Genomic DNA, 21,186 nt, shown 5'->3' on the forward strand with positions numbered 1-21,186 from the left:
TGTTATTATGATTATTACTTTTACTACTAAAGCCTTATAGCTAGTGTAAAATTTAACTCCTTATTTGAGCACAACTTGACCGGTATGTTAAGTAAATGTTCAGTATTTGTTTGCTTTTTTACAAACTTGTGCTTGTTTACTGTTCAGTTGATTCAGTTAGCTAAAATAAAAGTGTCACACCCCTTGAGTATCAGTCGTTTACTCAGTTATACTGCCCTTACTGAAAGAAATTCATATTTCAGGGGCTGATTAGGATTCGACGGAATTCAAGAAGCCTGAGGTGCATGTCGAGGTGCGGTTTGCCTCGTAAAAAAGCCGCAATTTAAAGTAATCGCAAACGACGATAACTACTCTCTAGCAGCTTAGGCTGGCTAGCGCTCCTTCCATGTATTCTTGTGGACTGGATTTTGGAGTGTCACCCTAACACCTGATCGCGACGGAAACCCTGGCCGGGGTTGAAGCGTTAAAACTAAGCGGCCTCGCCTTTATCTACCGTGTTTGTCCGGGATTTAAAGGTTAATTAAATGACAATACTAAACATGTAGTACCGACGGTCGAGGCTTTTCGGACGGGGGTTCAAATCCCCCCAGCTCCACCAATACAGGTATTTAAGTTCGTTACTTAAAAACCATAAAAAACCGCCAATTTGAGCAATCAGATTGGCGGTTTTTTTATGGTTTTAATTTATTCTGTGCTTGGAGCGGCTAGCTTCATTTTTATCGACCTTACTTTCATTTTAATACTAATAATAATAAGCGTTAAAAACGACATTAAGCTAATTAGTAGAGTTAAATCTAATATCGGTGACTTGGCGAGTTGTGTGTTTGTAGGCGTGACGGGCAAAGCGTCAGGCTTATTTTGTTGTTGCCTAATGTAGCTTTGGCTTATCCAATCAACGGCGTTTATCCATTGAATTTTATCAGGGTTATCATTACCAAGCTTGCTCATTACATGGGCGTCGTTATTAAGCGATTTAGCAAGGTTAATTAATTGCTCCCAAAATACATGTTCAGTGCCTAGCGCATCTATTTCTTGTAGGTGCTGCTTTAACCTTTCTGCGCCCATGCTGTTTATATTTGGTTGCTTTAGAATTTTTGCGTAACTGTTTATATGCGTTGAAAAACGAGCAAAATAGCTATCAATTTTTTGCTGCGCCCCTTGGTTAAGCTCATCTGTGTTGTGGGTGTTAGGCAAGGTGACTTCTGGGTGCTTTTTTTGATTTGCTAAGTACTGCTTATAATGAACGTAATTTAATGTTGTTGAGGGCGAAGCTGATGAGCTGTCTATCATACTCATTTTGAGTGTGTTAAAGCTTATTACTGCTGAGCAAATAAGGCAGATGAATAATAAGCTATAACAAAAAAACAATGCGCTTTGCAGTGCTAATTTGGGCAAGGCGGTTGGGCTATTTATGCCGGACTTTTTAATGCTGGTTATTGTATTAGCTATGTTTTTTACCGCAGGCTCATTGTGAGCAACAACCAGTTTAGTACCCGCGGCACTTTGGGGTGCCCTTACACTTGCGTGCGGTTCTACTTTGGTGATTAAACCAAAACTTTTTAGTTTAGATTCTGTTTTAACGGCATCAATACTCGATAGGTCTTTGACGAGTGCGTAGGCTCGGCCATCAAATAATTTTACAGCGACATTATGAGGAATTTTTAAAAACTGACAAAGTTGCTCTTGTACGGTACTAATGTCAGCATTTTGGTGTAACTGACCATTAAAAATAATTTTAAATGAGGCGCTCACGCTATGTCCTTATTCGTGCAACTTCCATTGAGGAATTTTTATTATTGTTTTAACACGCTGTTAATTTACCAGATAAAATAAGGGGTTTCTAGTATTTAGCCTTATTAAACTAGTAAAAAAGCCTGAACAAAATTTACTCTGTTGAGTTTTTAACGCATTGTTTTGTGGTGGTTTTAGTGGAAGTGCTTGTTTTTCATGTTGTTTTATTAGGAACGCGGTGTGTAGGCTTTTATAAAGCGATTTAAACGTGTTGTTTACATTTAATAAATATAGTGAAGCAAGGGAGGGCGCGTGCGATTTAGCATTTAAATACGTTGCCCTTTGCAAGGGGGTTTACAAAGGGCAACTAGAGTGTTTATTTTACGGCTGCTTTAATGGGCGTTTCACCGTCAAATAGTTCAAAAACACGGTTGCTATTAAATGCGTTAGTAGCAATATGTAATAGGGCATTGGCAACGTTTTCGCGGCTAATTTTAGCTTTAGAACGATCGTTTGGACGCTCGGTGGTTACTTTCATTGAGGCGCTTTCATCGGTCAGCCCACCTGGGCGCACTATGGTGTAGTTTAAGCCGCTGTTGATAAGGTGCTCATCGGCCATATGTTTGGCAACTAAGTAAGGTTTTAAGTCGCTTTCAATTGAGTCTGGATCGTCAGCGCCAATAGAACTAATCATAATAAAATGCTTTACGCCATGCTCTTTAGCATACGTTGCTGCTTTGGTGGCTGCCCATAAATCAATTAGCACGGTTTTATCGCTGCCTGTACTTCCGCCCGAGCCAGCAGCAAAAATAACTTGATCGCAATCTTTTAGCGCACCAGAAAAATCTCCTTCGAGATCTTGCTCCACAATAGTTAAAAATGGACTATCTAAATCATCTAACTTACTTTTATCACGCACTAATGCAGATACATTTTGCTCATTGTTTAAAAGCAACTTGGTTGCCATTTTACCAATTTGTCCGCTAGCGCCAATAATTAGGGTCTTACTCATAATTAATTCCTTCTCAATTTAGTGTAAAGGTATTTAGTACAAATAGACCTTGGGGTAGGCATTCGTTTTTAAAGGGTAAAACGCTGTTTTTCTCTACAAAGTGGTTATTTAAAAGTAAATAAAAATTGAGTCTGAACTGAGCATGAAAATTAGCCGCTTTTTACTGTGTTTATTCAATCATTATGCTGACTTCGGTAACATAATTATGATGGTATAAACTGATGCGAACAGCATGGTTTTGGTAGTTATAGTAAAGGGTACGGTAGTTATTATCGCCTTTGCTGTTAATGGGGTCACCAAGGGCCTGCTGATAAAATTTAGAAATAGCATCAATAGAAGCAGCTAAATACCCTGTTCTAACCAGCGGGTATTCGCCAGTTACATCCATGGTGGTGATGAATTCTTCAGGTAAGGGGATGGCGGTTACGTCTTGGCTAAATGTGTTAAACGATAAAGCGGCGAGTAATATTACAGCACAAGTTAAAGCTTTCATTGTTATCCTTTTATTGATACCCATCCGCATTCATACATATGGTGCGCATTGGTTATATAATACCATTGCGCAATAATACTTAATCATTTTGCGGTGCTAACCGTGTCGTTACCTGTGTTAAAAAATTCTATTTTAGAACAACTAAAGAGTGAATTTTTTGCCTAGCCATCAACACGTTTTTCAGCCTCAAAATTGATCACTTAATTAAGCGGATTGGTATAAATTCCTTTTATAGTTATTATTTTACGCAAAAAATGAATGATGTCATTTAAATTTTATTTCGTATTAAATCACGTACTATAAAACGCGCAGGGTGAATGGCCTGGCTTACACGTTCGCTGAGTGGGCGTGGTTCATTATTTAACGTGCTAATAAAGTGCTCGCTTAATAACGGAGCGCTGCATAATGCGCGCGCTCCAAATCCGGTAAAAATATGTAAGCCTTGTTGTGGCTTGCATAGAGGTGAGTATTGATAGCGTTTACCTAGGCGTAAATTAGCAAAGGCGGTGCTGTAATCGCTTTGCTCACACCATTGTCCTGCCATTGGTAAGTGATCTATAAACGTGCAGCGCACAGCTGCTTTGGCACAGGTAATGTCACCTAATGTGGTGGCAAAGTCGCTTTGATGGTAAAAGCTAAGTAGTTGCTCATGGTTTAGCTGGTTGTCTTTTTCTGTAACGGCGCGACTTTTTGTGTTTTTTTCAAATGTAGCGCCCATACAGTGTTTACCTAAATAGGCGGGGGTAAAATAACCTTTATGGCACAACACAGTTTTAAGCTGTTTAGATTGTTCACTCGCTTGAATATGCGATACTTGACCACGTACCCCTACAATAGGTAATGCGTTTGTTTGTTCAAACGCATCGCTATGCTCACCTGCACATATTATTACATCACTAAAAGGGCCATATTGGGTATGCTTGTGGGTTAAATACCAGCCTGCATCGGTTTTAGTAAGCTGCTGTATATGGCAATTAAAATAGCTATTAACGGAATTAAGGCTATTGGCCGCTTTTAGCATTGCCTCAACTAGCTGGGGTGGGTTTACCCAACCGCCTTGCTCAAAATAAACGCCGGGGTAGCCGGTTTTTACGCCCGCCAGTTTATCTCCTTGCTCTACAGTTACATTGCGCATTAAGGCTTGAGGCCATAACTGTTTTTGTTCTAAGTTTTGATGTTTATCGGCAAGAGGCTTTTTTACCGCATGTTGCAGTACACCGCACCAGCTATAATCAAAATTAAAGCCGTTTTTTAGTAGTTGTTGGTAACTGCGTTTAGCGTATAAAAAACTGTGCGCAAATAATTCACTATGAGGTGAGTTTTTAGCTTGCAGATGGGGGTAAACCGCGCCTTGTACGTTATGTGAAGCGCCCATAGCTGGTTTTTCATCTTGGCAAAATAGGCTACTTTTAATGCCACGCTTAGCCAAACTGTGCAAAATACAGCTACTCGCAATCCCACCGCCAATTACAGCAACATGCTCTAGCTTGGCAGGGGGTTGTTCAAAGTATGGGGGTGATGACTGTGCACTATTAGCGTGTGCTAATTGGCCTATCAGCATTTCGCGTTTACGGCCAAAGCCTTTCGCTTTTTGCATGCTAAAGCCTGCAGCTATTAAGCCTCGGCGTACAAAGCCTGCAGCGGTAAATGTGGCAAGTGTTGCATGCTTGCGCGATATATCAACCATGGCATTAAACACACTTTGTTGCCACATGTCAGGGTTTTTACTCGGTGCAAAGCCATCTAAAAACCACGCATCGACCACCCCTGATTGCGGGTAGCTCATTGCATTTATTGAATCAAGCACGTCGCCAAAATACAAATCAAGAATAACCTGGCCGTTATTAAATTCTATGCGATGACAGCCGCCTAAATTTATAGGGTAATGTGTTATTAATTCATCACTAAGCTTGTTTAATGTTGGCCACGCTTGCAGTGCTTTTTTTAGATCATCAGCATTAAGCGGGTATTTTTCAAACGAAATAAAATGCAATCGCTTAACCCGTTTGTCTACTTGATTTTGAACTTGTTGATTGGCAAGGTGGTCATTAAAGTGTTGCCATGCATTTAAAAAGTTTAAACCAGTACCAAAACCGGTTTCGGCAATAACAAAATGCGTTTGGTCATGATTTTGTAACCGCGCCTGTATATTGTTTTGTTGATAAAACACGTAATGCGATTCAGCAAGGCCGTCGTCATTAGAAAAATAAACATCGTCAAAGTTATCGGCTACTGGTGTGCCTACTTCATTAAAGTGTATTTGGGCGTTTTTTATCATGACTTATTAAATTTTTAGACAGTATTTTTTAATTATTTTACGGGTTTTCTTTGAAATAGTCTGGCGTTATTTATAAGCTATTAAATTCAGAGTACAGGTGTACGCTAGAAAGCTGACCACTTAACACCTAAAAACAGCGTAAAATACACAGTAATTTAGTATCAAGCTAAGGGAATTACCCATGAGAAGAGCCGTAATTACGGGTATCGGTGTTGTATCAAGCATCGGTAATAACAAACAAGAAGTATTAGAGTCACTAAAAGCGGGCAAAAGCGGTATTGCTTTTAACCAAGAATTTGCCGATTACAACTTACGTAGTAATGTATCGGGCAAAATTGATATTGATGTTAAAGAACACGTAGACCGTAAAGCAATGCGCTTTATGGGTGATGCTGCTGCTTACTCTTATATTTCTATGAAGCAAGCAATTGAAGATGCTGGCTTATCTGATGAGCAAGTATCTAATGAGCGCACGGGTTTATTAGTTGGCTCTGGTGGTGGCTCTTCAAAGTGGCAAGTAGAAGCGGCCGATATTTTGCGCGAAAAAGGCGTAAAGCGTGTAGGTCCTTATATGGTTCCGCGTACGATGGCAAGCACGACATCGGCTTGTTTAGCCACGCCATTTAAAATTAAAGGCGTTAACTATTCTATAAGCTCTGCGTGTGCAACATCTGCACATTGTATTGGCCACGCTGTTGAGCAAATTCAATTAGGCAAACAAGATGTTATTTTTGCCGGTGGTGGTGAAGAGCTCCACTGGACTCTTGCAATGGAATTTGACGCAATGGGCGCGTTATCTACCAAATATAACGAAACACCAGAAAAAGCATCTCGTACGTACGATGCAAACCGCGATGGTTTTGTTATTTCTGCTGGTGGCGGTATTGTTGTAGTAGAAGAGCTTGAGCATGCACTTGCTCGTGGCGCACATATTTACGCAGAAATTGTAGGCTACGGTGCTACATCTGATGGCTACGACATGGTAGCACCTTCAGGTGAAGGCGCAGTACGCTGTATGCGCCAAGCAATGCAAGGTGTTGATACACCAATTGATTATTTAAACACGCACGGTACATCTACGCCAGTAGGCGATGTTAAAGAGCTAGGCGCTATTCAAGAAGTATTTGGTGGTAACTCGCCGCTTATTAGTGCGACTAAATCATTAACGGGACATGCACTAGGTGCTGCGGGTGTTCACGAAGCTATTTTCTCAATTCTAATGATGGAAAACGACTTTGTAGCGCCATCTATTAACGTAGATGAGCTAGATGAGCAAGCACAAGGCCTTAACATTGTAACTGAGCGCCGTGATGCACAGCTTAATACTGTTATGTCTAATAGCTTTGGTTTTGGTGGTACAAACGCCACATTAGTTATGAGCAAATATAAAGGTTAATTCGTTTTCTCTTTATAGTGATTAAAAGCCGAGCATTGCTCGGCTTTTTAGTTTGTGTAATGGCTCGGTTGTTCGTTACAATAGCGCCTCATTTTGCCATACGGACTCCCCAATGAAGATTCTTGCCGATCAAAACATGCCTTTAGTTGAGCAGTATTTTGCAGACTTTGGTGAGGTAACGCGCTTTGATGGACGAAACTTAACACCCGATGCGTTAATTGATGTTGATGTATTACTTACGCGTTCGGTTACTAAAGTAAACAGTGACTTGCTTGCCCACGCTAATAAATTAAGCTTTGTAGGTACCGCCACTATTGGTGTTGATCATATAGATACACAGTTACTAAACGATAAAGGCATTGCCTTTAGTAGTGCCCCAGGTTGCAATGCAGTGGCGGTGGCTGAGTATGTAATAAGTAGCTTGTTTGCCTTAAGCCAAGAAAACGCAGCCCCTTTAAGTGGTCAAACAATAGGTATTGTTGGGGTGGGTAACATTGGCAGCTGTTTAGCACAAAAACTAAAAGCACTTAATGTTGATGTTTTATTATGTGACCCAATTAAACATGAGCAGGGCTTATTAGCCGAGCATGTTGAGCTTGACGAACTACTTGAGCGCGTAGATGCGGTTACCTTTCATGTACCGCTGATTAAAACCGGTGAGCACAAAACGCATCATTTAATTGATGAAAAACGCCTTAAAGCGTTAAAGCCTGGGTTAGCAGTTATAAATGCGAGCCGTGGAGAAGTAATTGATAATCAAGCTTTGTTATCGGTTATGGAGCAAGGGGCAGACTTAGATTTGGTTTTGGATGTTTGGGAAAACGAGCCTAACATTTTAATTCCATTGCTTGATCATGTGCGCTATGCCAGCGTGCACATTGCTGGCCATACCCTTGAAGGAAAAGCCCGCGGCACACAAATGCTGTACCAAGCATTGTGTAAATTAAAAGGCGTAACCGCAGAAAAATCTCTTGCTGATTTTTTACCACAACCTGCTGTTACAAGCCTAAGTTTACAAAGCAGCTTTACTGAGGCTGATATTGCGCGTTTAGTGCATTTAATTTACGACGTACGCCGTGATGATGGCATTTTGCTGCGCAACTTAGCAGAAGACGGGTTTGATAGTTTACGTAAAAACTACCCAGTCAGGCGTGAGTTTAGCACTTTAACGGTAAAAGGGAGTGCACAGCATACAGATGCACTCGCTCAGCTTGGCTTTAACACCGCAAACTAATTTAACTAGTAGTGTTGTTTTAACACTGCTTAAAGAGGATAAAATATGTCGCAAAAATATAACGTTGCTGTACTTGGCGCTACAGGCTTAGTAGGTCGTCAAATTATTGAAACCCTGGAAGATCGTAAATTTCCGGTAGACCAACTTTTTTTACTAGCCAGTAGCCGCAGCGCAGGTGAAGACATAAAGTTTCGTGGTGAAACCATTGAAGTGCAAGACGTAGAAGGCTTTGACTTTAGCCAAGCACACATAGGTTTGTTTTCAGCTGGTGGCAGTGTATCAGAAAAATACGCGCCAATTGCAGCCGATGCGGGCTGTGTTGTAATTGATAACACCTCACATTTTAGAAATGATTTTGAAGTACCGCTAGTGGTACCAGAAGTTAATGCAGCCAGCCTTGAAGACTTTAGAAATCGCAATATTATTGCAAACCCTAACTGCTCTACTATTCAAATGATGCTAGCGCTTAAACCAATTTACGATGCTTATGGTATTGACCGCATTAATGTATCTACATACCAAGCCGTATCTGGTGCAGGCAAAGAAGCCGTAGATGAACTAGCAAAACAAACAGCTAATTTAATGAATGCTCGCCCAATGGAAAACGAAATTTTTCCTAAGCAAATTGCATTTAACGTTATTCCTCAAATAGATACCTTTGAAGATAACGGCTACACGCGCGAAGAAATGAAAATGGTAAACGAAACGCATAAAATTTTGGGTGATACCACTATTGCTGTTAACCCAACCTGTGTACGTGTACCTGTATTTTTTGGCCACTCTGAGTCAATCAACATTGAAACACGCATGCCGTATGACTTTGAGCACGTTAAACAGCTTTTAAATGATGCCCCAGGAGTCGAGCTTATTGAAGATGAGGGCGATTACCCAACCGCGGTTTCAGATGCCAGTGGTAATGATACAGTTTACGTAGGCCGCTTACGAGCTGATATTTCGCACCCTCATGGTTTAAATATGTGGGTTGTAAGTGATAACACCCGCAAAGGGGCTGCCACTAATAGTGTGCAAATAGCGGAAGAGTTAATCGCTAACTACTTATAAATACCCGCTAACATTGCGTGTAAATTAAGCGGCAAACTTTTATAGTTTGCCGCTTTTGTATTTAAGGGAGTCAAATTATTGCCGCTTAGCGTTGCTACTAAACTAAACGCCTTGATCTATCACGATAAAATAGTATTAAGAATAAAGTTTTAAGGTATTTATTTTCAAAGCGTTGCAATGGATATTAGGCCGCAACTGGTTTATAGTTTGTAACTGGAATAGAGCTTGCAATAAAAATAGATTGTAATAACAAATGTAGATCAGCTATTTGGCTGGTTACGGCAAGAATAATTAATGTTGAGCAGCTAAATAATTAGCAAAGCATTTAACATTTACACATTAAAGGATCAGCATGCGCGGTTTAGCTTCACTTATTATATTAGCGTCTGCATTGGTAGTAACTCCAATTTACTCTCAAGACAGCACCCAATTAAAGGGGCCAAAAGGCGCTGACTATGGTGCGCAAGGGCGATCAATAGGGCCTATAAAGCCAACCGATACACTATGGCGTATTGCTGCCAAAGTACGCCCAGATAACTCAGTTAGTATTTACCAAGTTATGCAAGCCTTGTATAACAAAAACCCTAATTCTTTTTTAGAACAAAACCTAAACCACATGCAAAGTGGTGCATATTTAAAAATACCCACTTTAGCGGAAATTAGACGCGTAAATCCACAGCTTGCTAAACAACGCTCAGAGCAAGATGATGCGCTGTGGGAAAAAAAGAAAAATGGCACACTAACCACCAGTGAAATTAACGCCGCGCAAACTAAAGTAACACAAGCTCGTAAAGCCGATGTTGACGACGCTAAAAAAGAAATCCAAAAAGAATTAAATGAAATAAAAACGCAGCAAGGTAATAAGCTTGTAGAGCTGCAGCAGCAATTTAAAAGCTCGGTTAATAATGTAGAAGAAATATTAGCTGAGAATAATAATCTCAAAAAACAATTGTCGGGTATTTCAAAAGAGCTCGCCAATGTAAAAGAACAGCTAGGTCAAGACAGCGAAATTCAAAAGCAGCTAAAAGAGCTAATAGAAAAACAAAACGAAATAATAGCTCAGCAAAAAGTGCAAGAAGTACCAAAAGAAGAATCTTTTGACCTAGGCGCTTTAATGTTTAACCCACTTGTGCTTATTTTATTAATGACCATTCCTGCGTTATTAATTATTTTTGCTGTGGTGATGTTTTTACGAAAGCGTGCCAACAAAGACGAAGAAACTCAAGATGACGATGATTTTCTGCCACAAACGCCCAGCTTTACCGAAGACGAGCCGCAAAGTAATGATGCGTTAGACGATCCAATCATTCCTGACCCTCTTGATGATTTAGATATTCAACTAGATGACAATCATAGCAACGATATTTTGCCAGAGGATGATATTGCATTTGATGATTCTCTCGATGATGCGTTAGACGATGAATTTTCTGATTCAGAAAACTTGCTCGATCAAGACGAATTAGAAAGCCTATTAAGTGATGATATTGTTTTTGATGACGAAGGCAGTGAAGGGGACGAGTTAGACGTTTTCATGCAGCAGGGCTTTGATGAACCTGTAGATGAAAAACAAGATGAATCAATTGACCTTGATTTAGATGATACAAAAGATTCGGACGATATTTTAAGCAGTGACGACCTAGACGATTTATTTGATGAGGACGATAGCCTGCCTGAAATTGACTTGCCTGAGGTTGAGCAACCTACCGCGGATAGCAGCTTAGAAAGCAATGATGAGTTGGCCGCCTTAAGCGAAGAGCTTGCCCAAGAAGAGGATGATGACTTTGATATTGATGAATTATTAGATCAACAAGCTGATAAAGAATCACCAAAAGACGATGACTTTGATTTAGACGACATAGACAGTTTAATTGATGAAGCAGGCGATACACCTGATGAAACCCCTGCTGATGCTGCGCTAGTTGAAGAAAACGATGACTTTGATTTAGACGACATAGACAGCTTAATTGACGAAGCAGGCGATACACCTGAAGAAACCCCTGCTGATGCTGCGCTGGTTAAAGAAAACGATGACTTTGATTTAGACGACATAGACAGCTTAATTGATGAAGCGGGCGATACACCTGATGAAGCCCCTGCTGATGCGCTAGTTGAAGAAAGCGATGACTTTGATTTAGACGACATAGACAGCCTAATTGATGAAGCAGGCGATACACCTGATGAAACACCTACGGAAGCGCTGGTTGAAGAAAACGATGACTTTGATTTAGACGATATAGACAGCCTAATTGATGAAGCGGTCGATACAATTGAAGAAACCCCTGCTGATGCGCTAGTTGAAGAAAGCGATGACTTTGATTTAGACGACATAGACAGCTTAATTGATGAAGCAGGCGATACAACCGAAGAAACTCCTGCTGATGCGCTAGTTGAAGAAAGCGATGACTTTGATTTAGACGACATAGACAGCTTAATTGATGAAGCCGGCGATACAACCGAAGAAGCTCCTGCTGATGCGCTAGTTGAAGAGAGCGATGACTTTGATTTAGACGACATAGACAGCTTAATTGATGAAGTTGAAGATTCACCTGCCGCTCAAGTAGCAACAGATAATGATACAGAGCGAGATATTGATAGCGCATTAGCTGATTCAGTCGAAGATCTAGCTGATGCACAGGAAGATTTTGACGAAGATGATATTGAAACATTAGCGTCTTCACTTATTGATGAGCCAGAGCTTCTCGAGGAACCAGAGCTTGTAGAAGAACCTGAGCTTTTAGAAGAGCCAGAGCTTGTAGAAGAGCCAGAACTTGTAGATGAGCCTGAACTTGTAGATGAGCCTGAGCTTGTAGATGAGACAGAGCTCGAAGAAGAGCCTGAGCTTGAAGAGGAGCCTGAGCTTGAAGAGGAGCCTGAGCTTGAAGAAGAGCCAGAACTTGTAGATGAGACAGAGCTCGAAGAAGAGCCTGAGCTTGTAGATGAGCCTGAGCTTGAAGAGGAGCCTGAGCTTGAAGAGGAGCCTGAGCTTGAAGAAGAGCCAGAACTTGAAGAAGAGCCTGAACTTGAAGAAGAGCCTGAACTTGTAGGAGAGCCTGAACTTGTAGATGAGCCAGAGCTTGCAGATGAGCCAGAGCTTGAAGATAAGCCAGAACTTGCAGATGAGCCAGAGCTTGAAGGCGAGCCAGAGCTTGTAGAAGAGCCTGAACTTGTAGAACATCCGGAGCTTGAAGATGAACCAGAGCTTGAAGATGAACCTGAGCTTAGCGAGGAGCCTGAGTTTGTTGAAGAGCCTGAGCTTGCAGATGAGCCAGAGCTTGTAGAAGAACCAGAGCTTAATGCTGACTTGCTTGAAAACACTGACTTTACAGATAGTTCAGAAACGTTACTCGACCCAGAAGATGCACAGGAAGAGTACACTGACGATACCCTAAAAAGTGTTGATGAATTACTCAACGAGCTACAGCAGGCTACAGACGAAGACTATGTTGAAAACCCTGATTGGGCGTTAGATGATCTTGATGATGACATTGAAGAGGTAGAGGTTGATTTAGGTGACGATCCGCTTGATTCACAAGAAACACCAGCGAGTCCGCTTTTAGATACTCAACCTGAAAATGATGCTGTAAATGATACGCTTAGTGATGATATAGACTTTTCAGATGATAAGCCCGAGACGTTAGATGTAACAGAGCAACAGCAATATCTTCCTGATGAGTTATTGGGAGATGAGCTTGATGGTGATGCAACAGGCATGCAGCCAAGCCAAGCTGAACAAGACTTAGCAAACGCACTTTCAGGCAGTGAATTAGATAGCTTAGAAGACGACTTTGATGATGAGTTACTCATTGATAACGATTTTTCAGAGTCGGAGCTTGAGCCGAAGCATACCGATGATATAGGTGCAGATGATAACCACGCTCAAGTGCCGTCATCACTAGATGAATTAACTGATGATGAAAGCCAGCTAGATTTATCTGAAAATAAGGATGAAGACGAAGGGGTTTTCGATGATGATTTATTGCAAAGCGTTGATGAGCTAGATGACGAGCTCAATGCTTTATTAGATGAGCAAGTAACTCCAAGTGAAGAACTTGACGAGTACCCTGAGTTAAAGCTTGATAACGATGACGAAATTGATTTAGATGATCAGCAATCATATAGTCCGCAAGAGTTACAAGGTGATGAACTTGATGGACAAGCAAGCGGTATGGCGCCAAGCCAAGCTGAGCAAGACTTAGCAAATGCACTTGCTGGTAACACTGGTATTGATGCATTAGAAGCCGACCTAGATGACGAGCCGCTGATTGATGATGAGCTTGATGCGCCTTTACCGCAAGAGGAACCTCTAGGTGAGGCGAAAACAACGGATAGTGCGCAGGAACAGCCTGATTTTGACGATGCAATTTTAGAACAAGCACTTTCAGAAGACGTTGAAGATGAAATAACAAATTCGCAATTAGAAGCCGAGCTAACACAGGCTGCTGATGATCAAACTAATGAAGACGTTATACCCGACGAGCAGCTAGACGATGAGTTTATGGCTGACCTAACGCAAACCGATTTTGATGCGTTGCTTAGTGAGTTAGGTGAACCGGATGAGTTAAATTTAGAAGATAGCAGCGAATTTGATGTCGACTTTGATAGCCTATTAAACGAAGATTTAGACACTGAAGTTGAAGCGAAAGCGGTGCAAGAAGAGCCTTCGCAAACTGAACCGCAGGCTACAACCGATGATTTTGTTGATATTGACGCGCTACTTGAGCAAAGCGATGACTCAGTACTTGAGCACGAACCCTATGACGAGGTTAATATGGACGTAGGGTTAAGTGACTTTGATTCGTTACTTGCAGGCGATAACCCAACAGATGTTGACTTAGAAAGCGGTGGTTATTCTGCCAAGCTTGATTTGGCAAGAGCATACATTGAAATTGACGACTTTGACTCAGCCCTTAAAGTGATTGAAGATGTTATTGAAAGTGGCCCTGAAGATGTACAAGAAGAAGCGCAAAGTTTAAAAGCTAAACTTAACTAGAGCATTCATGATTATAAAAACCGCATTAGCTTTGTTAATGCGGTTTTTTTATAGGTACGAATAACTCTAACCTATAAAAGCACTTAATTAGTTTTAGATGTTTATTAAACCCAAGACGTTAAAAGCTCACTAACTTATCGCTGTGTTTTATTGGGTAAAATAAATTACTTAATTTTGCGAATGACTATAAATAGACGAGGTTACTTTTATTGCACCGCGAGATAGCATAAAATGCCCCGTTCATTAGCACAGTAGGTAAAGCAGTAATTATGCGAGTAGCACTTGGAGTTGAATACAACGGCGCACGTTACAGTGGGTGGCAACGTCAGTCTCATGTAAATAGCGTACAACAAGAAGTAGAAAAAGCGTTGTCGAGCATTTGTAATCATCCGGTTGAAATAGTGTGTGCGGGCCGCACAGATGCAGGTGTACATGGCACTGGTCAAGTTGTACACTTTGAAACCCATGCTCCCCGTGAGATGGTTGCATTTACTATGGGTATGAACACGCTACTCCCTAAAGATATAGCGATTCGTTTTGCTCAACCTGTTAGTGAAGACTTTCATGCACGCTTTAGCGCAACAGCGCGTCGTTATCGTTATGTTATTTATAATTACGCTTATAGAGGCGCAGTTATGAATGAAGGCGTTACGCACTTTCATCACCCACTTGATGAAACAAAAATGCAAGAGGCGTGTCAGTACTTAATTGGCGAGCACGACTTTACCTCTTTTAGAGCGCTGCATTGCCAAGCTAATACAGCAAACAGAACTATTCATCATTTATCGGTACAACGCCAGGGCGATTACGTTATTATTGATATTAAAGCGAACGCTTTTTTACACCATATGGTGCGTAATATTACCGGCTGTTTAATGGATATAGGCCTACACAAGCACCAACCTGTATGGTTAAAAGAGCTATTAGATTTAAAAGAGCGTGCTAAAGCCAGTGCCACGGCTAAAGCCGCGGGTCTTTATTTAGTAGATGTAGATTACCCAGAACACTTTAATATTCCTAAAACCCCACTAGGGCCATTATTTTTACCTGACTCGGAATGTTAGTGTTGAATTTATAAGCGTTTATCTAACTACTAAGACCAGTTTTTTATACCGTGTTTGTGTAATTCATGTTTTAATTGAAAAAATCTGTCTGCTACTTATTAGCAGACTCGCGACACAGAACAGCATTAAGAGAGTTGCAAATGAGTTGGTTAGAAAAAATCTTACCTAAAACGACTAAGTCGTCAGGTCGTAAAGAAATTCCAGAAGGCGTTTGGGCTAAATGTACAGCTTGCGATTCAATTTTATATAAAGCTGAACTAGAAAAATCATTAAACGTATGTCCTAAATGCGACCATCACATGCGTGTGAGCGGCCGTAAACGTTTAGAGCACTTTTTAGATGAGGGTGACCGCACGGAGCTTGGCACTGAGCACGAGCCTAAAGATGTATTAAAGTTTAAAGACTCTAAAAAATACTCAGACCGTATTAGCGCAGCCCAAAAATCAAGTGGCGAAAAAGACGCGTTAGTAGCAATGAAGGGCCGCTTAAAAGGTATTCCTGTTGCTGCGGTTGCTTTTGAATTCTCATTTATGGGTGGTTCAATGGCCTCGGTTGTAGGCGCACGTTTTGTTGATGCCGTAGACCAATGTTTAGAGCACAACATGCCATTAGTGTGTTTTTCTGCCTCAGGTGGTGCACGTATGCAAGAAGCACTTATGTCGCTTATGCAAATGGCTAAAACCAGCGCTGCGCTTGCTAAAATGAGCGAAAAAGGCCTGCCGTTTATATCAGTAATGACCGACCCAACCATGGGTGGCGTATCTGCATCATTAGCGATGTTAGGTGATATTAACGTAGCTGAACCAAAAGCTTTAATTGGCTTTGCGGGTCCGCGCGTAATTGAGCAAACAGTGCGTGAAACCTTGCCAGAAGGTTTTCAACGCAGTGAGTTCTTATTAGAGCACGGTGCAATTGATATGATTATTGACCGTCGTGAAATGCGCGACACATTAGCACGCGTACTTGCTAAATTTATGAACTTGCCTTCTACCGAACAAGAGCATAGAGTAGCGTAAATTTCAGCTTTACTGATTACACGCTATGACAAATACAATTCCTAGCCAATCATCAAGCCTTGATGATTGGCTTTGTTATTTAGAGAGTGTTCACCCTGCAAATATTGAAATGGGACTCGAACGCGTTGCTACTGTTGCAAATAACATTGGCTTATTAAACACTTCCAGCAAAATTATTCTTATTGGCGGCACAAACGGCAAAGGCACAACTGCACGCTGTTTAGAATCGCTATTACTTGCGCAAGGTTACAGCGTAGGTACGTATGCCTCTCCTCATTTAATTAGATACAACGAGCGTGTGCGCATAAATGGCCAAGAGCTTGATGATCAATACCATGTGGATGCCTTTAACACGCTAGAGCAAGGTCGCGCTAGCACGGCGCTTACGTATTTCGAATATGGCACACTAGGTGCGCTGGCTATTTTTAAACGCTTTGAAGTTGATTATGTGCTGCTTGAGGTTGGTTTGGGCGGGCGCTTTGATGCCACCAATATTGTTACACCTTATGCAAGCGTGATCACCACCATAGATTTAGATCATAAAGAATACCTAGGCGATACACGAGAGTTAGTTGCTTATGATAAAGCAGGTATATTTCGTCAAAACACGCCGGCTATTATTGGTGATTTAAACATACCACATACAATGACCGATTACGGTGCTGAGATTAAAGCAGGCATGGTTATATCCGGTACTGATTTTATATTCAAAGAGCACGAAGCGCATTTTACATGGCAATATAAAAATTATAATTTGCTGTTAGATAAGCCAGCGATCCCTGCACAAAATGCAGCAACGGCCTTAACAACCTTAGCTGTGCTAAATCTATTGCCAAGTGATGAGGTAATTAAGCATTGTTTAGCTAACTTAGTTGTTGAGGGACGCTTTGAGCAGTTAAGCACTTCACCTTTAGTGTTTACCGATGTAGCTCACAATCCCGAATCTGCTCGTTATTTAGCACTAAAGCTTGCAAGCTATAAAGATAAAGGCTTTAAAATTCATGCATTAGTCGCTATGCTTGCTGATAAAGATAAAGCGGGTGTACTTAAAGAGGTAAGCCATGTAATTGATCACTGGTCTCTTACTAGCTTGCATATACCTCGTGGCGATAACGTTGAAAATATGGCCGCGGCGTTGCAAACTATACCTCATACAGGCACGCATGAACGCTATAATAGTGTGCACGATGCACTTAATGTAATTATGCCTACACAGCAAAGTGATACGCTTTTAATTGTGTTTGGGTCATTTTTTACTGTTGCAGATGCTATAAACTACTTTAAAAAATAGAGAGAAAGTCGGTGAACTCAGGTTTTATAAATCGTTTAGTCGGAACCAGTATTGTGGTGATCGCAGCAATTGTGTTTATTCCTAATATACTCGATGGCGAAAAGGTCCACTACAAAGAGGGCTTTAAAGCTATCCCTGAACGCTCTGAGTTTAAAACTATTGACCTTCAAGAGTCTATAGATGAAAAAGTAGCGCAGGCTGAGCCTTTAAAACAAGAGCAAATTGAAGACATAGCTGCCGATGACGATGTGCTGACAAGCAAGCAAAGCCAATACGCAGCAGAGCCTGAAATAGCCGAAGCAAGTATAGAGCCTCAAACTGCGCCAGAGCCTGTAGCGAAAGCGCCAGAGCCGGTAAAAGCAAAACCTATTGCACCACGTAAAAGTGAAGAAAACCTCACTGATATGGCTTACGTAATTCAGCTAGGTAGTTTTTCCCATGCGGCTAATGTTAAGGCCTTACAAGCTAAGCTTAAAGCGAAAGGCTTTAAAACGTTTACAAAACCAATTAAAACGCCAAACGGCACATTGACTAAAGTGTTTGTTGGGCCCTCGCTTGATAAGGGGGAGCTGACCAAAAAGTTACCCGAGCTTAAAGCGCTTACTAAGTTAAACGGCAAAGTCACTCAATACAGCGTCTCTAATTGATTTTAAAAGGCCTTACTATAGTAAGGCTTTTTTTGTTTTTAAGGGCTAAAAATAGCCGTTAAAGTGATAAGTTTTTGTACGTGCTAGTTGCTGGTTATCTCCCGCTTTAACTTGCATATTAACGAGGTTTGGGTATAGAATGCGCCCCAAAATAGCGACTAATTGGTTAATATGATCTGGGTTGATTACGCCATTCTTGGCATCATTGCACTGTCTACCATCATCGGTTTAATACGCGGCTTTGTTAAAGAAGCTATGTCATTAGCAGTATGGGCTTGCGCATTTATCATCTCTAGTTTGTTTTACCAATATTTAGCTTCCTTCCTAACAAGTATTTCTGAACCCCTTTTAAGAAATGCGGCGGCCATTGCCATACTCTTCTTTGCGACGCTACTGTTAGGCGGTTTACTAAACTACATTTTAGGTGAGCTTGTACAACGTACTGGTTTATCTGGCACCGATCGTGTCTTCGGCATTGTTTTTGGTGCGTTACGAGGCGTGTTGGTCGTGAGCGCGTTACTCTTCTTTCTTGATGCTTTTACTGGTGCACCAAACACGCACTGGTGGGGCAATTCTATTTTGATTCCAGAATTTGGCTTTGTTGTTGAATGGTTCTTTTCGTACCTAGAAAACAACTCGAGCTTTTTAAATTCAGTAAACCGTTAATCGGCGAGGATAAATTACATGTGTGGTATCGTTGGGATAGTCGGAACATCTCCTGTTAATCAGGCGATTTATGATGGCTTAACTGTTTTGCAGCACCGAGGTCAAGATGCCGCGGGCATCATTACCATTGAAAACAATACGTTTAGCTTGCGCAAAGCAAATGGCCTAGTAAAGGATGTGTTTCACACCCGCCATATGAAACGACTACAAGGCACAATTGGTATTGGCCACGTACGTTACCCTACTGCTGGCTCGTCAAGTTCATCTGAAGCGCAGCCGTTTTACGTTAATTCACCATTTGGTATTGCGCTTGCGCACAATGGTAATTTAACCAATGCTGAAACTCTAAAGCAGCAACTGTTCTCAGAAGCGCGTCGTCACGTAAATACAACGTCTGACTCAGAAATACTACTTAATATCATGGCACATGAGCTAAGTAAGTCTGACAAATTACATTTAGACGCTGAAGACATCTTCACTGCAGTTACCGAAGTAAACAACAAAGTAACCGGTGGCTATGCCGCTATTGCGATGATTATTGGCCACGGTGTTTTAGCATTTCGTGACCCTAATGGTATCCGTCCTTTGGTATTTGGTAAGCGTGAAACCCCTAAAGGTACTGAGTACATGTTTGCCTCAGAAAGCGTCGCTTTAAAGCCCGACGGCTTTGAATTTGTGCGTGACGTTGCACCAGGTGAAGCGATTTACGTAACTGAAGATGGCCAATTTCATTCACAAAGTTGTGCTGAAAAAGCCTCTTATGCGCCGTGTATTTTTGAGTTTGTTTATTTTGCTCGCCCTGATTCAACCATCGATCGTATGTCGGTTTACGCAACGCGTGTAAACATGGGTACTAAACTGGGTGAAAAAATTGCGCGTGAGTGGAGCGATAAAGACATTGATGTTGTTATCCCAATTCCTGAAACCTCATGCGATGTGGCGTTAGAAATTGCCCGCATGCTTGATTTACCTTACCGCCAAGGCTTTGTTAAAAACCGTTATATTGGTCGTACATTTATCATGCCTGGCCAAGAAATGCGTAAAAAGTCAGTGCGTCAAAAGCTAAATGCGATTGACCGTGAGTTTAAAGGTAAAAACGTTTTACTGGTTGATGATTCAATTGTACGCGGTACAACCTCGGCACAAATTGTAGAAATGGCCCGTGAAGCCGGAGCAAAAAATGTGTATTTTGCCTCAGCAGCACCAGAAATTCGTTTTCCTAATGTGTATGGTATTGATATGCCATCTGCCGCAGAGCTTATTGCGCATGGCCGCGAAGTTGAAGACATTAACCAAAGCATCAGTGCTGATGGCTTAATTTTTCAATCACTAAACGATTTAATTGCCGCTGTAAGCCAAGAAAACCCAGAAATTACTAAGTTTGAAACCTCTGTATTTGATGGGCAATACATTACTGGCGATATCGATCAAGATTACTTAAATCATATTGATCAATTGCGTAACGACTCGGCTAAAAGTAACCGTGAAAACGCCATGTCATCAGGCCTTGAAATACACAATCAAGATGCCAACGAAGCTGATTAATGTGTGATTAAATATAATCAGACATAAAAAAAGGAGCTAATTAGCTCCTTTTTTGCGAAGGAAAGAAAGGGAACACTTCATATCAAACAACGTGGTTGATTAGGTAAACATTGGACTCACAATGCCGTTAGTCCAAAGTATTGCGGTTACAGCTAAAATTATTACCAATAAAATTAGCCCGCAGGTAACAACAGAGCTGGCATAAATAAAGCCGCGCTCTTGTGGAATATGCATTAGTATTGGCACGCCTGTATAAAGCAAGTACACCGAGTAGGCTAGGGCAATCATACCTACGCAAACAACAAACCACAGCTCAGGTAAAAAAGCGGCTAAGGCCGACATAAACACGGGTGTAGCAGTATAAGCGGCAAGTTCAAGCGTTTGTGTAAAGGTAGGTTTAGCACCAAATGTAACGGCCATCCAATGGGCTAAATAGGCCAGTGCAAACACACCGGCTATTAACGCACCATACATAGCCACGGCAATTAGCAATGCGCTGTCATGTGTTAAAAATACTGGGTTGCCCGCACCAATACTCCAGCCTAAATACACCGATGAGTAATACCCCATAATCGATGGAAATAATGCAATAAGTAAAATATGCGACAGGCTATAAGTCAGGCTTTCGTGGCGGTTATCTATTGTTTGCCATTCTTCGAGTGGATGAGCATAAATGCCCCACAGGTGGTTCAGTATCATAGCGGTACTCCATAAAAGGAACGTATTACTGTTGGTTATAATTTAGTTTTAGTTAGTTTGTT

15 protein-coding genes and 1 other RNA gene are annotated in these 21,186 nt (G+C 41.3%); 11 read left to right on the forward strand and 5 right to left on the reverse strand.

Annotated elements, in window-relative coordinates; all coding sequences use genetic code 11:
* Nucleotides 1-241: 241 nt before the first annotated feature.
* Nucleotides 242-598, forward strand: a transfer-messenger RNA (tmRNA) gene (gene ssrA, locus SJY38_RS03600).
* A gap of 86 nt (nucleotides 599-684) precedes the next feature.
* Here ssrA and SJY38_RS03605 read toward each other — a convergent pair.
* From SJY38_RS03605 to mnmC, 4 genes are all read right to left on the reverse strand, one after another.
* The gene (locus tag SJY38_RS03605; protein ID WP_286744634.1) at nucleotides 685-1,752 is read right to left on the reverse strand and encodes a hypothetical protein; all 1,068 of its coding nucleotides are present in this window, start codon (nucleotides 1,750-1,752) and stop codon (nucleotides 685-687) included.
* Between the two features lie 355 nt (nucleotides 1,753-2,107).
* Nucleotides 2,108-2,743, reverse strand: coding sequence for an NAD(P)-binding oxidoreductase (locus SJY38_RS03610; protein ID WP_377109293.1), 636 nt, complete (start codon nucleotides 2,741-2,743; stop codon nucleotides 2,108-2,110).
* A 169-nt stretch (nucleotides 2,744-2,912) separates the two neighbouring features.
* Nucleotides 2,913-3,236: a hypothetical protein gene (locus tag SJY38_RS03615; protein WP_377109294.1), complete on the reverse strand. Its 324-nt coding sequence runs from the start codon at nucleotides 3,234-3,236 to the stop codon at nucleotides 2,913-2,915.
* Nucleotides 3,237-3,504: 268 nt separating this feature from the next.
* Nucleotides 3,505-5,514, reverse strand: coding sequence for a bifunctional tRNA (5-methylaminomethyl-2-thiouridine)(34)-methyltransferase MnmD/FAD-dependent 5-carboxymethylaminomethyl-2-thiouridine(34) oxidoreductase MnmC (mnmC, locus tag SJY38_RS03620; RefSeq protein ID WP_377109295.1), 2,010 nt, complete (start codon nucleotides 5,512-5,514; stop codon nucleotides 3,505-3,507).
* Nucleotides 5,515-5,695: 181 nt separating this feature from the next.
* Between mnmC and fabB the strand changes: the two genes are divergently transcribed.
* The 10 genes from fabB to purF all read left to right on the forward strand — a co-directional run bounded on the left by fabB (nucleotide 5,696) and on the right by purF (nucleotide 20,425).
* A complete protein-coding gene (gene fabB / locus SJY38_RS03625) occupies nucleotides 5,696-6,910 on the forward strand; it encodes a beta-ketoacyl-ACP synthase I (protein ID WP_004588393.1) in 1,215 nt (404 codons plus the stop codon).
* Between the two features lie 112 nt (nucleotides 6,911-7,022).
* Nucleotides 7,023-8,144 carry a 4-phosphoerythronate dehydrogenase gene (locus SJY38_RS03630; protein WP_377109296.1) on the forward strand — a complete coding sequence of 374 codons (1,122 nt, stop codon included), beginning with the start codon at nucleotides 7,023-7,025 and terminating at the stop codon, nucleotides 8,142-8,144.
* Between the two features lie 45 nt (nucleotides 8,145-8,189).
* Nucleotides 8,190-9,206 (forward strand): aspartate-semialdehyde dehydrogenase, encoded by a 1,017-nt coding sequence (locus tag SJY38_RS03635; protein ID WP_004588395.1) that lies wholly within the window; start codon nucleotides 8,190-8,192, stop codon nucleotides 9,204-9,206.
* A gap of 352 nt (nucleotides 9,207-9,558) precedes the next feature.
* Nucleotides 9,559-14,196 (forward strand): FimV/HubP family polar landmark protein, encoded by a 4,638-nt coding sequence (locus tag SJY38_RS03640; RefSeq protein WP_377109297.1) that lies wholly within the window; start codon nucleotides 9,559-9,561, stop codon nucleotides 14,194-14,196.
* 269 nt (nucleotides 14,197-14,465) lie between these two features.
* Nucleotides 14,466-15,260: a tRNA pseudouridine(38-40) synthase TruA gene (gene truA, locus SJY38_RS03645; protein WP_054983053.1), complete on the forward strand. Its 795-nt coding sequence runs from the start codon at nucleotides 14,466-14,468 to the stop codon at nucleotides 15,258-15,260.
* Nucleotides 15,261-15,400: 140 nt separating this feature from the next.
* A complete protein-coding gene (accD, locus tag SJY38_RS03650; RefSeq protein WP_024032247.1) occupies nucleotides 15,401-16,276 on the forward strand; it encodes an acetyl-CoA carboxylase, carboxyltransferase subunit beta in 876 nt (291 codons plus the stop codon).
* 25 nt (nucleotides 16,277-16,301) lie between these two features.
* Entirely contained in the window at nucleotides 16,302-17,567 is a 1,266-nt protein-coding gene (gene folC, locus SJY38_RS03655; protein WP_289076492.1) for a bifunctional tetrahydrofolate synthase/dihydrofolate synthase, read from the forward strand.
* An 11-nt stretch (nucleotides 17,568-17,578) separates the two neighbouring features.
* Nucleotides 17,579-18,214: an SPOR domain-containing protein gene (locus SJY38_RS03660; protein WP_377109298.1), complete on the forward strand. Its 636-nt coding sequence runs from the start codon at nucleotides 17,579-17,581 to the stop codon at nucleotides 18,212-18,214.
* A gap of 171 nt (nucleotides 18,215-18,385) precedes the next feature.
* Nucleotides 18,386-18,880: a CvpA family protein gene (locus SJY38_RS03665; protein ID WP_004586885.1), complete on the forward strand. Its 495-nt coding sequence runs from the start codon at nucleotides 18,386-18,388 to the stop codon at nucleotides 18,878-18,880.
* Nucleotides 18,881-18,898: 18 nt separating this feature from the next.
* Nucleotides 18,899-20,425 (forward strand): amidophosphoribosyltransferase, encoded by a 1,527-nt coding sequence (purF, locus tag SJY38_RS03670; protein WP_004586886.1) that lies wholly within the window; start codon nucleotides 18,899-18,901, stop codon nucleotides 20,423-20,425.
* A 99-nt stretch (nucleotides 20,426-20,524) separates the two neighbouring features.
* Here the strand turns inward: purF and SJY38_RS03675 are convergent, their stop codons facing one another.
* Nucleotides 20,525-21,124, reverse strand: coding sequence for a Yip1 family protein (locus tag SJY38_RS03675; protein WP_096041401.1), 600 nt, complete (start codon nucleotides 21,122-21,124; stop codon nucleotides 20,525-20,527).
* Nucleotides 21,125-21,186 lie beyond the last annotated feature (62 nt).

This window comes from Pseudoalteromonas sp. R86517 (assembly GCF_042466295.1).
Classification (GTDB): domain Bacteria; phylum Pseudomonadota; class Gammaproteobacteria; order Enterobacterales; family Alteromonadaceae; genus Pseudoalteromonas; species Pseudoalteromonas atlantica.

What these genes read in the sequence shown, in the direction of transcription:
- SJY38_RS03610 (WP_377109293.1), bottom strand. Translation starts at nt 2,743, where the DNA reads ATGAGTAAGACCCTAATTATTGGCGCTAGCGGACAAATTGGTAAAATG.
- SJY38_RS03615 (WP_377109294.1), bottom strand. Translation starts at nt 3,236, where the DNA reads ATGAAAGCTTTAACTTGTGCTGTAATATTACTCGCCGCTTTATCGTTT.
- mnmC (WP_377109295.1), bottom strand. Translation starts at nt 5,514, where the DNA reads ATGATAAAAAACGCCCAAATACACTTTAATGAAGTAGGCACACCAGTA.
- fabB (WP_004588393.1), top strand. Translation starts at nt 5,696, where the DNA reads ATGAGAAGAGCCGTAATTACGGGTATCGGTGTTGTATCAAGCATCGGT.
- SJY38_RS03630 (WP_377109296.1), top strand. Translation starts at nt 7,023, where the DNA reads ATGAAGATTCTTGCCGATCAAAACATGCCTTTAGTTGAGCAGTATTTT.
- SJY38_RS03635 (WP_004588395.1), top strand. Translation starts at nt 8,190, where the DNA reads ATGTCGCAAAAATATAACGTTGCTGTACTTGGCGCTACAGGCTTAGTA.
- SJY38_RS03640 (WP_377109297.1), top strand. Translation starts at nt 9,559, where the DNA reads ATGCGCGGTTTAGCTTCACTTATTATATTAGCGTCTGCATTGGTAGTA.
- truA (WP_054983053.1), top strand. Translation starts at nt 14,466, where the DNA reads ATGCGAGTAGCACTTGGAGTTGAATACAACGGCGCACGTTACAGTGGG.
- accD (WP_024032247.1), top strand. Translation starts at nt 15,401, where the DNA reads ATGAGTTGGTTAGAAAAAATCTTACCTAAAACGACTAAGTCGTCAGGT.
- folC (WP_289076492.1), top strand. Translation starts at nt 16,302, where the DNA reads ATGACAAATACAATTCCTAGCCAATCATCAAGCCTTGATGATTGGCTT.
- SJY38_RS03665 (WP_004586885.1), top strand. Translation starts at nt 18,386, where the DNA reads ATGATCTGGGTTGATTACGCCATTCTTGGCATCATTGCACTGTCTACC.
- purF (WP_004586886.1), top strand. Translation starts at nt 18,899, where the DNA reads ATGTGTGGTATCGTTGGGATAGTCGGAACATCTCCTGTTAATCAGGCG.
- SJY38_RS03675 (WP_096041401.1), bottom strand. Translation starts at nt 21,124, where the DNA reads ATGATACTGAACCACCTGTGGGGCATTTATGCTCATCCACTCGAAGAA.